Genomic DNA, 15294 nt, shown 5'->3' with positions numbered 1-15294 from the left:
TGGATCGCGGGCGCCCGGTAGCGACTATCAGCAGTTGCCCCACGTGATCGAGCTGGGCCAGCCCGGGCACGGCGAGATGACGCTGAAGGTGCTGACGCGCGCGGCGTCGTGCGCGTCGGCCTCACCTTCGAGGGTCTGGAAATCGAGGATCCGGTTCATGTGATCACCTCCTCTCCTCGTCTCGGGCCGACTCGGTCAGAGTCCGAACGGCAGGGCGGAGCGTCCGGTCTCGAGCTCGTCGAGCGCTGCGAGCACTCCGAGCGAGCCGGTCAGGTAGTCCGACGAGAGTCGGAGGTTCTGGTTGCCGCGGAAGAAGACGCCGGTGTCGTCGAGCACGGCGTGCAGGCGCAGCGACCGGACGTGCGAGCGGAGGACCTCCTCGAGTTCCGCGCTCGGGCGGTGCAGTACGCATCGGCGGAGGTAGACGAGGAATCCGGACAGACCGTGGGCGAGTGAGGCCTGCGCGCACTGCTGGTAGGACGCGGCGGCGTCGATGGACGCGAGGGGATCGGCGAAGAGCTCCTCGCCCGTGACCCGCCGCAGCTCCAGGATCGCCAGGCCGGGCCCGGTCGAGCCGATCCCCAGGTAAGGAAGAGTCCTCCATCCCTCATCGAACTCGAGAGTGTTGTTCCGGGTGATCGCACAGCGCGCCAGATCGGCGTCGACGGCTCGTATCGCGAGCGTGATGTATAAGTCGTCGCCAGTGGCTTCGTGGAGTCGGGCGAACAGGATCGCGGCCGCAGACCATCCGTGCAGGAGGCCGACGGAGGCTCCTCGGACGTCCTCATCGAGCAGCGTGGTGAGATGGTGGGCCGCCTCCGACGGGTCCCCTCCGTCTGCGAGCTCGGCGAGCCCTGCACCGGCCCACCCCGACCACAGCGTCGGACCTGAGGGGGCGGCCGAGGGCCTGCGGTCGAGGACCTCGAGTGTGCGCGCGAGTCCTGCCTGGCGAGCCGCGTAGCGAATTCCCTCGCGTCCGCAGAGACCACGCGACCGCACCTGGGCCACGCGAGCGGCGAGCCAGTGATCGGCGGCCTCGAGGTCGACATCTCCGGATCGTCCGAAGACAGCGACGACTCCAGCCGCGCCGTAGGGGAATCCGGCACGGTGGTCCGCGCTGTCGCGGGCGAGGACAGGGATGTCTCCGGGAACGACCGGCGAGTCGTCCGTCCACTGAAGCACCGATGCGACACCGCGGGCGATCTGGCCGCGCAGCTTGTCGTCCGAGAGGGCGGCGAGTCGACCGACGTCTTCGTCGATCGACCTCTGACCGGAGGCGGGGAGTACGTCGAGGGTGGAGGTCCTGATCGACCGCAGCACGGCGGGCGGAACCGCGAGATCGTCTGCGGCTGCTCGGAGGAGCTGCTCGATCTTCGCGACGTTGCCCTGGTCGGCGATCGTCGCTTGGGGGAAGAGGAGATCGAGTTCGAGGATGCCGAGCGACCACTCGTCCGCTTCCGTCCCCTTCAGGCCTTCCAGGGGCTCGTAGCCGGGCGCTCCCTGGCGACAACGCCACTCCGGATCCATTCGATGCGCGAACTCGAAGTCGAGGAAGCACGGGTGCGTGCCGTTCCGCATGATGACGTTCTTCGGGTGGATGTCGCCGAGCAGCCATCCTGCGCGGTGCACGGAGGCGAGAGCGGCGTCGAGGCGAGCGACGGTCGTGGTCAGCCAGGAGGTGTATGCAGGGTCACCGACGCGCCACGGTGCTGGTCGGAGCAGCGGAGTCCTCGTCATCCATTCGCGCTTCAGATCGTTCCCCTCGATGTGCTCCATGACCAGGTATCGGTGCTCCCAGGCCGTGAAGGATCCGTAGAAGACGGGTACGCAGTCCAGGGACTGCAGATCGACGAGCACCTCCTCCTCATGAGCCAGGCGAGTCACGGCGTCGACTCCGTCGGCGTCCAACCCGGCGTGCGGGCGCGCCTCCTTGAGGACCACGATCGTCCCGATCGGCACGAATTCGTCGGTCGTCGCTTCAGCGAGATAGACACCACCACCGTTCGAGAAGTGCAGCGCTGAGAGCATCGTGAAGCCGAAGGCGACCTCTTCCTCGTTCTCCGCCCCGACAGTGACGGACTCCGGTAGTGAAGCCCACGGGGGAGGTGTGAACGTCGGCCGCCGGACGTCCTCCACCTCGTTCCCGTCCGGGTCGAGCACCGTCGAGACGAAGCCGCTCTCCGTCTCGGACGGGACGAAGGCGCCGTAACGGAAGTGCACAGGCCCGGACTTCCACCGCCGGTCGGACAGTACGTACGGGCCTCTGAACCCGCGAAGACGGACGTCGAGGTCCTCCAGCGCTCGGGCGAACTCGTCGTCCGAACCGGGATACACGGTGATGAACTTCCCAGCTCCCGCTCGATCGGCGTACTTGCCGTTCTGCATCAGAAGGTGAGAGGTGGTCGAGAGATGCTTGAAAGGCGGTCGGGAGGCGAAGCAGTAGCGTGCAGCAGCGGCGAGGACCTTCTCCGCGTCATCGAGTGTCGACGAGAGGTGGAGCTTCCATCCCTGACGAGGGAGGAGGCAACCGTCCGGCATCCAGTTCCGCCACGGCCGCGACTCCCTCACCTGCCAGTCCTCCGGAGCGAAGGACGCGACGTCGAAGGCGTCGCCATCGATGTCGTCCCCCTCCTCGGCGACCGCGTAGAACGGGTTGCCCGGGCGGCAGTACCGGAGATATTCGAGGTCGAGCGGCATCGCTTCCTTTTCCTGTCCGACTTGTCTCGCGGTGCGGGATGCGGCTCCCGGCGCTGACTTCGAGGCTAGGAAGGTCCGCAGTCGACCACCTCCCGCCGAAGTCACGGATGAGGATGACCGGAGTCACGGTGAGGGCGTGACTGCGGTCACGGGTCGGCATCCCGGAGTCGGAGCTACAGTTGTCGACATGGGCTCAACTCCGGAGACGGTGGCGGAGATCTCCGCGCCGTCAGCGGCAGGACACGAGCGGGTCGCGGTCGCGCCGTCCCTGTCGAGCACCGTGGACAGGACCGTCATCGCACTTCAGGCGATCGCCCTGTGCTGCCTCGTCCTGGCAGGGATCCTGGGCGTCGTGGACTCCGCGCAGAGAGGCACGGGTGCAGCGGTCGCGGTCACATGGCTCGCGCTGGTGCCTGTGATCGCCGGGCTCTGGGCCGTCCGGCCCCGACTGATCCGAGCGGGACACGGGGTCGCCGTGACGACGGTGTCCATCGTCGCGGCGACGCCGGTCGTCGTCTTCGGCCGGCTCGATTTCACGATCCCGGTCCTCCTCCTCGTCGTGGCGTTCGCGGTGGTCGACGTCTCGCTCCGCGCAGGGGCGCACGCGATGATCTGGATCGCCTCCGTCGGACTGGCCCTCCATGTCGGGGGCGCCGTCGGCTCGGGGAGGGCGCTGCTCTCCGGAGTGCTCGACGGTCTGCTCAACGTGGTGCCCGTGGCCGTGCTGATGTGCTTCGGGATCGCCCTGGGACTCTCTCTTCGCGGCTTCGAGAGCGAGCGATCCGCCGACCAGCGTGTGATCAGGCGGTTGCATCGCGCCTCCGAGACGGAGAAGGAGCTGCTGCTGTCGGACGAGCGCGCCCGGAGCGCACGCGAGCTCCACGACGGCCTCGGGTACAAGCTGACCCTCGTCTCGATGAGTCTCGAGCTCGCTGATCGCCTGCGCTCCACCGATGCCGAGCAGGCGTGGGCCGAGGTCCGCACCGCCCGATCCACGTCGAGCGAGGCTCTCGCGGACATGCGGATGTGGGTACGAGCGCTCAGTCCCTTCCGGGACGCGGGCGCCCGCGGCCTGGCTGCGCTGGAGTTGATCGCGGAGTCCTTCCGCGGCACGGGCGTGACCGTGGATGTGGTCGGCGACGAGGCGTCGGACCGTGTGCTCACCAGCGACGATGAGACCGCGCTCGTCGTCTACCGAGGCGTGCAGGAAGGGCTGACGAACGCTCTGCGGCACGGCGCTGCCCGCAGAGTCCGCATCGATATCGAGACGGACGACGTCCGGCTCGAGCTCTCGCTGCTCAGCGACATCGGCGCGGGAAGGAGCAACGGGATCAGCGACGGCGAGCCTGTGCTGGGGTTCGGGCTGCGCGGCCTCGACGATCGCGCGACGGCTCGCGGAGGTCGGTTGACGGCGCGGCGCATCGGCGACCGGTTCCTCCTGCGCCTCTCGATCCCTCTCGGAGGCGCCGACGGGGAACGGGAGAGCCGCGCCTCGTGACGGAGACGACACCGAGGCGAGTGCTGCTGGTGGAAAACCAGCAGATGATCCGCCGTGGGCTGGTCATGCTCCTCTCGACGGTCGAGGGTGTCGTGGTCTCGGCCCAGGCCGAGAACGGACAGGCTGCTCTGCACATTCTGCGCACGACGGAGGTGGACGTCGTCGTCACCGACGCGCGGATGCCGGTCATGGGCGGCGTGGAGCTCGCCGCCGAGTGTGCGCAGCTCCATCCGCGTCTGCCCGTCCTCCTTCTGACGACCTTCGACGACGACGCGCTCGTGCAGGCGGCCCTCTCGGCCGGCGCTTCCGGATTCCTCCTGAAGGACACCTCGGTGGAGGGTCTCGTCGTGGCCCTCGACGCGGTGATCGCCGGCGGGATGGTGATCGATCCGCGCGTCGCCCGGCCGGCCGTCCAGCCGGGTCGCACCGGCGAGAGCCCGCTGACGCTGCTCACGCGGAGCGAGCGGGTGGTCGCCGAGCTGGTGGCCGAAGGGCGGAACAACAGGGAGATCGCGGCCGCCCTCGTGCTCGCCGAGGGCACCGTGAAGAACCACGTCTCGGCGCTGCTGCGCAAGCTCGGCCTCCGCGACCGCACCGCCCTCGCGCTCACGCTCTACAAAGGCTTCCGCCCCGACGGCGCCTGAAGGCGCTGGTCGGATTGCGGCCCAGGCGCGGCCGTCCTCGGGCGCCCGACCCGCCGCCTATCCTTGAGGGCGATGTCGAACTCCCGCGCCGAGGCCGCCTACCTGCGCTCCCTCGGCGCCTTCCGGACGCCGACCCTGGATCTCCTCCACGGCCGGTACGCCCCGTTCGTCGTCGCCGCCCTGTCGCTCGTGTTCACCGTCGACCGGCAGGCCGTGGCGGTCGCCGACGCGCACGCCGAGGTGGGGGAGCTGCTCGAGGAGCTGCGCTCGGCCGGGTACGACGAGGGCGAGCGCGCTCTGCCGAGCGGCACGGCGCGCGAGGTGTGCCGCTACTGGGTCCGCGTCGGCTGGCTCGTGCCGCAGATCGAGGGCGAGGCCGAGGTCTACCGGCTGAGCGCCCACGCCGTGAGCGCCCTCGAGATCACCGGGCGCACCGGAGGTGGACGCACGCGCGTCTCGAACTCGCGGGTGCGCACCCTGCTGGAGGCGGTCGAGCGGCTGGCCGCGGACGTCGATCCCGACCCGGAGGCCCGCCTCTCGCGGCTCCGCGAGGAGCGGGCGCGCCTGGATGCCGAGATCGCCGCCCTCGAGGAGGGCGCCGGTCTCGAGCCGGCCGACGACGAGCAGCTCCTGGAGGAGGCCGAGAACGTGGTGCACCTCGCCAGCGAGCTGCCGGCCGACTTCGCGCGGGTGGCGGAGTCGATCAAGGCGATGCAGCGCGACGTGGTCGCGGACCTGCGCCGCGACGTCCGTCCGACCGGCGAGGTGCTGCGGGAGTACCTCGAGCGCGGGCAGCACGTGATGCAGGCCACCAGCGAGGGCCGTGCGTTCGCCGGAGCCCTCCGCCTCCTGGGCGACCCCGAGCGGATCGATGCGCTCGCCGATCAGCTGCACACCGTGCTCGTGCAGCCGTTCTCCCGCCTGATGGACCCGGCCCAGCGCGGGGAGCTGGCCGCGATCGGCCGCCGGGTGGAGCTGGGCGTGCAGGAGGTCCTGACCGCGCAGCGTCGCGCGTCCCACGTCATCACGGGCCAGGTCCGCACGCATGACCCCGCTCGCGACCGCCAGGTGGACGAGCTGCTGCGCGACGTGATGGCGGGGCTCCAGGAGTGGACGGGCGGGATCTCGCCGGACGCGCCGGTCACGCCGCTGCGGCACCTGCCCGTCGCCGGGATCGGCCACCTGCGCCAGACCCTCGGCGACGTGCGCCCGGCCGGCGGGCCGGCGCCCCTGGCCGGAGACGACGGCGACGCCGAGTTCGTCGGCGACGACAGCCGGGCCTGGGGCGGTCCCCGCTACGCGGAGCTGGAGGCCTACGTGGCGGAGCTCGGCGACGAGTTCGATCTGGCGGACGCGTTCAGCGCGGCTCCGGAGGACACGCGACGGCCCGTCGACCTGCTCGGGCTGCTCGAGATCGCGCACCGGACGGGCCTCGTCGACCGCGACGGCTACTCCGTCGTGAGCACGCGCCGACCCGACGGGACCGTGCGCCGCTTCGCCTTCGGATCCGTGACCGCCCGCACCGAGGAGGAGACCGACGATGAGTGACACCCTGGCGACCGACGGGACCGCCGCCGATCCGTTCATCGCGCCCGTGTCGATGGAGGAGGACCCCGACGAGCTCTTCCCCGGCGACCGCGGCGTCCTCGACACCGAGGTGCGCCGGGTGCTCGTGCACGTGCTGCAGCGCCGCTTCCTCCTCGCCGACCGCCACCGCGAGCAGTGGGCCGTGCTCCAGGAGCACCGGCAGCTGATCGAGTCGCGGCTGAACGACCTGTTCGTGCGGCTCGTCGTCGACCACGAGCGCGGGGTCGCCTACAAGCAGCAGGTGCGCTCCGACGAGGTGGAGATGCCGGTGCTGCTGCGCGACCTCCCCTACACCCGCGCCGAGACGCTGGTGCTGGTGCACCTGCGCACGGTCCATCAGCGGGAGTCGGCGGCCGGCGAGGCGTCGGCGCGCGTGGACGTCGAGGAGGTCGAGCAGACGGTGCTCAGCTACTTCGCCGACGCCGAGCGCGACACCGCCCGCCGGCAGCGCATGGTCCGCAAGGCGCTGGAGCGGCTCGGCCGCGACGGCATCGTCGACGAGGAGTCCGCAGGGCGGTACCGGATCAGCCCGATCGTGGAGATCGTGCTGAGCGCGCCGAAGCTGCGGGAGCTGAGCGACTGGCTGCGCGGGCGGGCGGGCGAAGACGCTTCCTCGGTGGTCGCAGAAGCGGCGCCCGCCGAGGAGCCCGGCTCGGACGATCCGGAGCAGGCGGACGACGACGCGCTCGAGGACGACGGCCTCGACGAGGACGCGGACCCGCCCACGGACGGCGTCCTGCCCGGGACCGATGTCGCGGACGACGAGCCGGCCGACGACGAGCCGTTGGACGACGAGCCGACCGACGACGACACCCCCGACCCGGAGGACGACCCCCGATGACGATGCTCGACACCCTCTTCGGCCTGATCCCCGCCGCCTCCCGCGGTCAGCAGTGGCTCGCCGAGGACCTGCAGCTGGTCAACTGGGGCGGCTACGACGGCGCGCACCGGGTCCGCTTCTCGCCGGGGGCCACACTGCTCTGCGGCGGCTCCGGCTCCGGCAAGTCCACGCTGATGGACGCCTACATCGCCCTGATGATGCCGCACACCACGCCGTTCAACGGCGCCTCGAACGGCGGAGTGACGGGCCGTCCGCGCGGCGAGGACCAGCGCAACATCCTCTCCTACGCGCGCGGCAAGCTCGACGAGTCGCGCACGGACGAGGGCACGACCATGCGCGTCCTGCGCGGCGACGGAGTCGACACCTGGACCGCCGTCGCGATGACCTGGGTCGACCACGACGGCTCGCGCTTCAGCGCGGTCCGCGCCTGGTATGTCCCGGCCGGCTCCCGGGTGCTCGAGGAGACCGTGCGGATCCGCGCGAGCGCCGAGGGCCCGGTCGACCTCGCCGCGCTCGACCGGGCGGCGGCGCACCGCTTCTCCGACGCGTCGCTGCGCGCGGCGGGTTTGGATCCGCTCGGCACCGACCGCGAGTTCTCGGCGCGTCTGCACGCGGTGCTCGGCATCGGAGCGGCGGGAGCCGGATCGAAGGCGATGAGCCTGCTCGCCCGCATCCAGGCCGGTCAGCAGATCACGACCGTCGACGACCTCTACAAGCGGCTCGTGCTCGAGGAGCCCGAGACCCTGGCCTCCGCCGACGCGGTCGTCGCCCACTTCGACGAGCTCGAGAGCACGCGGCAGCGGATGCTCACCGCGCGCCAGCAGGTCGCGGCACTCGAGCCGTTGCGGGGTTTGCGCCTGCGCATCGCCGCGTCCGCGGAGCGCGTGCGCCTCATCGACGCGCTCGGGGAGTTCGACGCCCCGGTGTCGCCGGCGGCCCTGTGGCGCGCTGAGCAGCGCCTCGGCCTGCTGCGCGACGTCGAGGTCGAGCTGCGCGAGCGCACCCGCGCCGTCGACGCCGTGCTCCGCGAGAAGCGGGCCCTCGCCGAGGCGGCGGAGTCGGAGCGGGACGGGCTCGCCGAGGTGCTGCGGGCCTCCGGCGGCGACCGCCTCGAGACGGCCCAGCGCGAGCTCCGCGAGGTGGAGCGGCGGCTGGGCGCGGCGCGCGAGAACCGCGCCCGGCTCGAGGAGGACCTGCGCGCTCTCGGCGAGCCGGAGACCACCCGCGAGCGGTTCGAGGCGGTGCTCGCCCGGGCGGCGAGCGCGGCCGACGCCAAGCGCAGCACCCGTGCGGCCTGGTCGGACGCGGTCGCCGAGCGGAAGGCCGCGGCGCGCGATCTCGCCGAGCTCGAGGCGGAGCAGCGCTCGGCCTCGGACCGTCGGGACAGCATCCCCCGGCCTCTTCACGAGGCGCGCGAGCGGATCGCGGAGGCAGCCGGCCTCACCGCCGACGACCTGCCCTTCGTCGGCGAGCTGGTCGAGGTGCGTGCCGAGTTCGAGCCCTGGCGCGAGGCGTTCACGCTCGCCCTCGGCGGCTTCGCGACGACGCTGATGATCGACTCCGCCCACCTCGACCGCTTCCGCCGCGCCATCGACTCCCTCCGGCTCCCGGTCCGGCTCCGCTACGAGGGCGTGGAGACCGGGCTCGAGGAGGTGCGGGGCCTCGACCCGCAGACGCTGCCCGGGCGCCTCGACTACCGCGCCACCGCCTTCACCGGCTGGCTGCAGGACCGGCTCGAGGACCGCTTCGGCTACGTGTGCGTCGACAGCGCTGCGGAGCTCGGACGCCACCGGCTCGCCCTGACCCTCACCGGTCAGCTCTCGCAGGGGCAGCGCGGTGCGCACGGCGGCCACGGCGCCGCGAACGTCCTCGGCTTCTCCAACTCCCGTCGACTCCGCGAGCTGAACGCCCTGGTCGAGGCGGCCCGGGCCCGCAGCGCGGCGGCCGTCTCGGCGGCGTCGGCGGCGGAGGAATCCCTCGATGCACTCGACGACCGGATGACGCGCCACGCCCGCCTCGCGCTGGTGAGCTGGGAGACGGTCGACGTCGAGTCGCTGCTCGCCGAGCAGGAGCGCTGGGAGGCGGTCGGCGCCGAGGCTGCGGAGGCGAACCCCGAGCTCGCCGGGCTGCAGCAGCAGATCGACGGGCTGCGCGGCCGCCTCGAGCGCCTCCGCCAGGAGATCGCCCGCGCCGGTGTGGAGCGCGAGCGGATCGAGGCGGAGTGGGCCGTCGTGGTCGACGACGTCGACGCGAGCCAGGCGGTTCTCGATGCGGCGGAGCGCGCAGGACGCGAGCTCGACGACGACCAGCGCGCCTTCCTGGACGCCCGGTTCACGCTGACCGAGGCCGCGGCGTCCGGCAGCGCCTCGGACGTCCTGGTCCGCTTCGACGCAGCGCTCGCCACGGCAGCGCAGCGACTGGCGGAGGACCGCCGCTCCGCGGCCGAGTCGCACGAGCAGCAGCGCGAGAGCGCCGGCCGGATCATGATCGGCTTCCTCGACCGCTGGCCGAACCCCAACCTGCTCGCGGACCCCGAGGCGTCCGCGGGCGACTTCGAGCGGCTGCTCGACGCCCTCGAGACCAGCGGCCTGCACCGGCTCGAGACCGAGTGGCGCGACAGCCTGCTCACGCTCTCCGGCAACGACCTCACGAGCTTCGACTCCACGCTCGGCCGCTCACTGCGGGAGATCCGCGAGCGGATCGAGCCGATCAACGTGATCATGCAGGATCTGCCGTTCTACGACGACGGCCACCGTCTGCAGATCACGACGCGCGAGAACCAGTCGGAGGTGCGCCGTCGCTTCCGCCGCGAGCTCCGCGAGGTGCGCGCGCAGATCCAGGCCGTGTCCGCGGAGGAGGAGCGCGAGCAGGTCTACCGGCGGATGTCCCGGCTCATCCAGCGGCTGCGGCGCACCGCGCCCGACTTCGGCGACCTCGTCGACGTCCGCAACCACGTCCGGGTCAGCGCCGAGCGCGTGGACGCCGTCACCCGAGCGCACGTGGCGCTGTACGACCACATCGGCGAGAAGTCCGGCGGGGAGTCGCAGGAGCTGATCGCCTTCATCGTCGGAGCGGCGCTGCGCTACCAGCTCGGCGACGCGGGAGCCGACCGCCCCCGGTACGCCCCGGTCTTCATGGACGAGGCGCTGATCAAGGCCGACGCCCACTTCACCAAGCGGGCGATCGGTGCGTGGCGCGGTCTCGGCTTCCAGCTCGTGATCGGCGCCCCGAACGACAAGTACAGCGCGATCGAGCCGCACGTCGAGGTGGAGTACGACATCCTCAAGGACACGCGCGGACGCTCCTGGGCCAGGCCGAAGGTGGGCCTGGCCCCCTAGGGCTTCGTGCCGATCTTCGCGTGGCTGCGCGAGTAGGCGAAGTAGATCGCGAAGCCCACGGCCAGCCAGATCAGGAAGCGCAGCCAGGTCTCGATCGAGAGGTTGAGCATCAGGTAGGTGCAGATCAGGGCCGAGAGCAGCGGGAGCCACGGGTTCAGCGGGACCCGGAAGCCGCGCTTCAGGTCGGGCCGCTTGCGGCGCAGCACCACGACGCCGACCGAGACCAGCACGAACGCCGAGAGCGTTCCGATGTTGACCATCTCCTCGAGCACGCCGATCGGAGTGAGCCCGGCGAGCAGCGCGACGACGATGGTCACGACCACGGAGGTGAACCACGGCGTGCGCAGGCGCGGGTGGACGGTGGCCAGGCGCCGGGGGAGGAGCCCGTCGCGCGCCATCGCGAAGATGATGCGCGTCGCTCCGATCAGCAGCGTCAGCACGACGGTGGTCAGACCGGCGACGGCGCCGGCCGAGATGACCGTCGCCATCCAGGTCTGCCCGTGGTAGGCGAACGCATTGGCGAGCGCGGCCGACGGGTCGAGCTCGCGGTAGGGGACCATGCCGGTCACGACGAGGGCGACGGCGCAGTACAGGACCGTGCAGATGATCAGCGAGGCGATGATGCCGATGGGCAGGTCGCGCTGGGGGCGGCGGGTCTCCTCCGCGGTCGTCGCGACGACGTCGAACCCGATGTAGGCGAAGAACACCAGGGAGGCGCCGGCGATGATGCCGCCGACGCCGAACGTGGCCGGCTCGATGCCCGAGAGGAACTGGAGCAGCGGCTGGGTCAGACCGGACGCGGACTGCGAGGGCTCGGCGGCGGGGACGAACGGGGTGTAGTTGGCGGTGTTCACGAACTGCAGGCCCGCGATGATGACGAACAGGACGATGAACAGCTTGATCGCGACGAGCACCAGGTTGACGCGCAGCGATTCCTTGATCCCGAAGGTCATCAGCGCGCCGAGCGCGAGGACGAGCAGGATCGCCGGCACGTCGACCACGCCGCCGTAGGTGAGCGCCGGCGGGAGGGTCACTCCCAGCTGCTGCAGCAGCGACCCGAGGTACGCGCTCCACCCCTGCGCGACCACGCTCGCTCCGAGGAACAGCTCGAGGATCAGGTCCCAGCCGATGATCCAGGCGAAGAGCTCGCCGAGGGAGGCGTAGGAGAAGGTGTAGGCGGAGCCCGACACCGGGACCGTGGAGGCGAACTCGGCGTAGCACATGGCCGCGAGGGCGCAGGCGAATGCGGCGACGACGAAGCTCAGGACGATCGCCGGTCCGGCGATGTCGTGGGCGGCGCGGCCGGTGAGGGTGAAGATGCCGGCGCCGATGACGACTCCGACGCCGAAGACCGTGAGATCGAGCGCGGTCAGCGACTTCTTGAGCTTGTACTCGGGCTCATCGGTGTCGGCGATCGACTGCTCGACGGACTTGGTGCGGAGGAGGCTCACGGTGGTTCTCTCTGTGGGCTGCGGGGTGGAGGCGCGAGGGCCACTGGGGAGGATAGCGGGGCGGGCGCCTCTGCCGCGCCGGGCGTCGCGCGAGTACGCTTCCCGGCCATGAGCAGGATCTTCTCCGTGGCGTTCGCCGACGTGCACCCCCTCTACGTGGCGAAGGCGGAGCGCAAGGGCCGGACGAGGGAGGAGGTCGACGAGGCGGTCCGCTGGCTCACCGGCTTCTCGGACGAGGAGCTGGCCCGGCACCTCGAGAGCAGGACGACCTTCGAGGAGTTCTTCGCGGCGGCGCGCCTGCCTCCGCAGGCCTCGGCGATCACAGGGATGATCTGCGGCGTGCGGGTCGAGACGATCGAGGATCCGCTGATGCAGCGCATCCGGTACCTCGACAAGCTGATCGACGAGATCGCGAAGGGACGGCCGATGGCGAAGGTGCTGCGGGCTCCCGCGGCCGGCTGAGCCGCCGGCCCCGAGCGCTCCTCCACAGGCGCCGATTCGCTCCGGTTCTCCCCGGTCGGGGCCGGCGGGATCTCGCGCCGCCGGCGACGCGAGCAGGGTGTCGGACATGACATCCACACAGCGAACCCCTGCTCCTCCGTCCCGCCGCCGCGATCCCGAAGTCCTGCGGGCGAGCGCGATCCAGGACCTCCTGGCGGCCGTCCCCTCCATCATCGGCATCCGTCCGGAGGAGTCCGTCGTGGTGGTGCCGTTCCTCGGCACGCGCGCCGGGGGAGGCTTCCGGATCCCGCTCCCGGAGACGCTGCGCGGGATGGAGGCGGAGGCGCTGGCGGGCGGCTGCGCGGCCATGATGGAGACGATGCCGCGGGCCACCGGTGTGCTGGTGGTGGTCTGCACCCGTGCGGGCTACGCCGAGGAGCGGGGGATCCCGCATCTCGACCTCGGCCGCGCGGTGCTCCGGCGCCTGGAGCGCACGCGCCTGGACATCATCGCCGTGGCCTGCATCGCCGCCGACGGATGGGGGCGCTACACGGACGCCGAGGAGTGCCGCAGGCCACGTCCGCTCCTCGAGATCGAGCGGAGCGAGACCGGCGTCCTCGCCCGAGCGGTGGCCGACGAGCCTCTGGACATCGACGCGCTCTCCGTGCTGCCGCCGGTCCTCGAGGAGGATCGCGCGCTCGTCGCGGAGGTGCTCCGCCGGCCGCCCCTGGTCGGCGACACGGAACGGCTCGTCGAGCGCTGGCTCAGCGGACCGCGGGACGTCCGCCGCGAAGGACTGATCGTGCGGACGCTGCAGTCGCCGCCCCTCCGCGATCGGGTGACCGTGCAGATCGCGCGGAGCCCGCAGGCAGGAGTGGGAGTGCCGCCCGGCGCGGTGGGCGACGCCCGCGCCGGAACGGACGACGACCACGACCTCGAGCTGTCGGCCCTGCTGCTCGGCAGCGGGCGTGCTCCGGAGCGCGGCCGTCTGGCGCGGGCGACCGGGCTCCTCGCCCGCGCCGCCGCGCTGGCGCCGGAGGAGGCGCGCTCCTCCGTGCTCACCGTTCTCGCGTGGTGCTGGTGGGCGAGGGGAGTCTCGAGCCTCGCCGGGCTCCACCTCGACGAGGCGCTGCGGCTCGACCCCGACGACTCGATGGCCCGGCTCTACGCCTCGCTGTTCGCGGCCCGCCCCCTGCCGGACTGGGTGCTCGCGGCCGCTGCCGAGGCCCTCGATGCCGCGAGCGCCTGAGGTCGGGCGCGGGCCGGTGCGCTCGCCCGGAGACGGATGCTCTTGCGCGGGGGAGGGGACGGCCCTAATGTGCAACCACATGGTTGTACGAATGGACGCCGACATCGACCTGCTCTTCCGGGCGCTGGCCGACAGCACCCGCCGCGACATCGTCGCCCGGGTGCTGGTCGGCGAGCAGTCCGTCTCCGCACTCGCGGCGCGCTACGAGATGTCGTTCGCGGCGGTGCAGAAGCACGTGGCCGTCCTCGAGCGGGCGGCACTCGTCCGCAAGCGGAGGAGGGGGCGGGAGCAGCTGGTGCAGGGCGAGGTCGCCGCAGTGCGGCGGGCGTCGCGCCTGCTCGACGCCTACGAGCAGCTGTGGGCGGGGAGGATCGACCGCATGTCGGACCTCCTCGACGAGGAGTGACACCCGCGAGCCGACCGGCGCGCGGGATCTGCTGGAGGGAGAGGCGCGATGAGCGTGCTGCAGTCCGTGAAGGACATCGAGGAACTGACCCTGACCGTGACCGCCGAGTTCGACGCGGGGATCGAGCGCGTCTGGCTCCTCTGGACGGATCCGCGCCGCCTCGAGCGCTGGTGGGGGCCGCCGACCTGGCCGGCGACCTTCGAGCGGCACGAGCCGGTCGAGGGTGGACGGAGCGCCTACGTCATGACGGGACCGGACGGCGAGCAGGCGCGCGGCTGGTGGCGCGTGACCCGGGTGGAGGAGCCGACGCGGTTCGAGTTCGAGGACGGCTTCGCCGACGAGCGCGGCGACCCGGTCGACGCGCTGGGGATCACCCGGGCCACGGTCACCCTCGACGAGATCGAGCCGGGGCGCACGCGGATGGTCCTCAGCAGCCGTTTCGAGTCGGTCGAGCAGCTCGAGCAGATGGTCCAGATGGGCATGGAGGAGGGACTCCGCCAGGCGATGGGGCAGATCGACGCGATCCTGCTCGAGGACTGAGTCGGCGCCGTCGCCCCGGAGGCCTCGGCGCTCGCCGCGCCGAGCCTCCGTGTGGAGGAGCCGCCCGCGCTACTGCTCGGAGTCGGTGAGGGCGGCGGCGTAGGCGCGGACGGAGCGCTGGTACCGGGGGAGCCCCGGAGCCAGCGCCTCCAGCGCGATCCGCAGGGCCTCGTCGACGCGCCCGGCGCTGTGCAGGGCGAGCACGAGGAACACCTCCCGCGCGGAGCCCACCGCGGGGTGCGCGGCGGCGCCGGCGAGGAGGTCGATCGCCTCATCGGTGCGGCCGAGGTTCCGGAGTGTCGAGGCGTACTGGATCGTCAACCGCGCCCGCCGCTCGTCGTCCAGGCCGGCGGCGAGGGCGCGCTCATACTCGACCGCCGCCTCCGCCCCGTGTCCCGCGCTGTCGAGGGCGCCACCCAGCTCGAAAGCGGCGACTCCGTCGTGTCCCGGGTAGCGGGCTGCGAGGACGCGCATCCGCTCGACGACGCCGTCCGGGTCGTCCTGAGCGTCGAGGCGCTCGACCGCCGCGAGCCAGAGGGCGAGCGCGTCGGTCTCGGGGCGGTCGGGGTCGGAGGCGCGTGTCTCGATCACGCCTCCGACGC

13 protein-coding genes are annotated in these 15294 nt (G+C 71.9%); 9 read left to right on the top strand and 4 right to left on the bottom strand.

Annotated elements, in window-relative coordinates:
• Window positions 1–27 precede the first annotated feature (27 nt).
• Both C5C37_RS17905 and lanKC read right to left on the bottom strand, forming a co-directional pair.
• Window positions 28–159 carry a hypothetical protein gene (locus tag C5C37_RS17905; protein WP_258059251.1) on the bottom strand — a complete coding sequence of 44 codons (132 nt, stop codon included), beginning with the start codon at window positions 157–159 and terminating at the stop codon, window positions 28–30.
• Window positions 160–195: 36 nt separating this feature from the next.
• Window positions 196–2697, bottom strand: a complete 2502-nt coding sequence (gene lanKC / locus C5C37_RS09240; protein WP_104338828.1) for a class III lanthionine synthetase LanKC — start codon at window positions 2695–2697, stop codon at window positions 196–198.
• Window positions 2698–2884: 187 nt separating this feature from the next.
• On the opposite strand from lanKC, the gene C5C37_RS09235 reads away from it, so the two are divergent.
• The 5 genes from C5C37_RS09235 to C5C37_RS09215 all read left to right on the top strand — a co-directional run bounded on the left by C5C37_RS09235 (window position 2885) and on the right by C5C37_RS09215 (window position 10605).
• A complete protein-coding gene (locus C5C37_RS09235; protein ID WP_104338827.1) occupies window positions 2885–4195 on the top strand; it encodes a sensor histidine kinase in 1311 nt (436 codons plus the stop codon).
• 29 nt (window positions 4196–4224) lie between these two features.
• Window positions 4225–4839: a response regulator transcription factor gene (locus tag C5C37_RS09230; RefSeq protein WP_258074088.1), complete on the top strand. Its 615-nt coding sequence runs from the start codon at window positions 4225–4227 to the stop codon at window positions 4837–4839.
• 72 nt (window positions 4840–4911) lie between these two features.
• A complete protein-coding gene (locus C5C37_RS09225; protein WP_104338826.1) occupies window positions 4912–6387 on the top strand; it encodes a DUF3375 domain-containing protein in 1476 nt (491 codons plus the stop codon).
• Window positions 6380–7267, top strand: coding sequence for a DUF4194 domain-containing protein (locus C5C37_RS09220; RefSeq protein ID WP_104247173.1), 888 nt, complete (start codon window positions 6380–6382; stop codon window positions 7265–7267). Before C5C37_RS09225 ends, C5C37_RS09220 begins: the two co-directional genes overlap by 8 nt.
• Window positions 7264–10605, top strand: a complete 3342-nt coding sequence (locus tag C5C37_RS09215) for an ATP-binding protein (RefSeq protein ID WP_104261124.1) — start codon at window positions 7264–7266, stop codon at window positions 10603–10605. Before C5C37_RS09220 ends, C5C37_RS09215 begins: the two co-directional genes overlap by 4 nt.
• On the opposite strand, the gene C5C37_RS09210 is transcribed toward C5C37_RS09215, so the two are convergent.
• Entirely contained in the window at window positions 10602–12056 is a 1455-nt protein-coding gene (locus C5C37_RS09210) for an amino acid permease (protein WP_104269175.1), read from the bottom strand. The genes C5C37_RS09215 and C5C37_RS09210 overlap by 4 nt on opposite strands.
• A 108-nt stretch (window positions 12057–12164) precedes the next feature.
• Between C5C37_RS09210 and C5C37_RS09205 the strand changes: the two genes are divergently transcribed.
• From C5C37_RS09205 to C5C37_RS09190, 4 genes are all read left to right on the top strand, one after another.
• A complete protein-coding gene (locus C5C37_RS09205; protein WP_104257296.1) occupies window positions 12165–12518 on the top strand; it encodes a DUF2200 domain-containing protein in 354 nt (117 codons plus the stop codon).
• Window positions 12519–12624: 106 nt separating this feature from the next.
• The gene (locus C5C37_RS09200; protein ID WP_146080901.1) at window positions 12625–13746 is read left to right on the top strand and encodes a DUF4192 family protein; all 1122 of its coding nucleotides are present in this window, start codon (window positions 12625–12627) and stop codon (window positions 13744–13746) included.
• A 79-nt stretch (window positions 13747–13825) separates the two neighbouring features.
• Window positions 13826–14152 (top strand): metalloregulator ArsR/SmtB family transcription factor, encoded by a 327-nt coding sequence (locus tag C5C37_RS09195; RefSeq protein WP_104222609.1) that lies wholly within the window; start codon window positions 13826–13828, stop codon window positions 14150–14152.
• Between the two features lie 48 nt (window positions 14153–14200).
• Window positions 14201–14692 carry an SRPBCC domain-containing protein gene (locus C5C37_RS09190; protein WP_104222538.1) on the top strand — a complete coding sequence of 164 codons (492 nt, stop codon included), beginning with the start codon at window positions 14201–14203 and terminating at the stop codon, window positions 14690–14692.
• 69 nt (window positions 14693–14761) lie between these two features.
• On the opposite strand, the gene C5C37_RS09185 is transcribed toward C5C37_RS09190, so the two are convergent.
• Window positions 14762–15283 carry a tetratricopeptide repeat protein gene (locus tag C5C37_RS09185; RefSeq protein ID WP_258074087.1) on the bottom strand — a complete coding sequence of 174 codons (522 nt, stop codon included), beginning with the start codon at window positions 15281–15283 and terminating at the stop codon, window positions 14762–14764.
• Between the last annotated feature and the right edge of the window lie 11 nt (window positions 15284–15294).

This window comes from Rathayibacter sp. AY1F9, assembly GCF_002932155.1.
Lineage (GTDB): Bacteria > Actinomycetota > Actinomycetes > Actinomycetales > Microbacteriaceae > Rathayibacter.
This window is presented reverse-complemented; position numbering and strand designations above follow the sequence as displayed.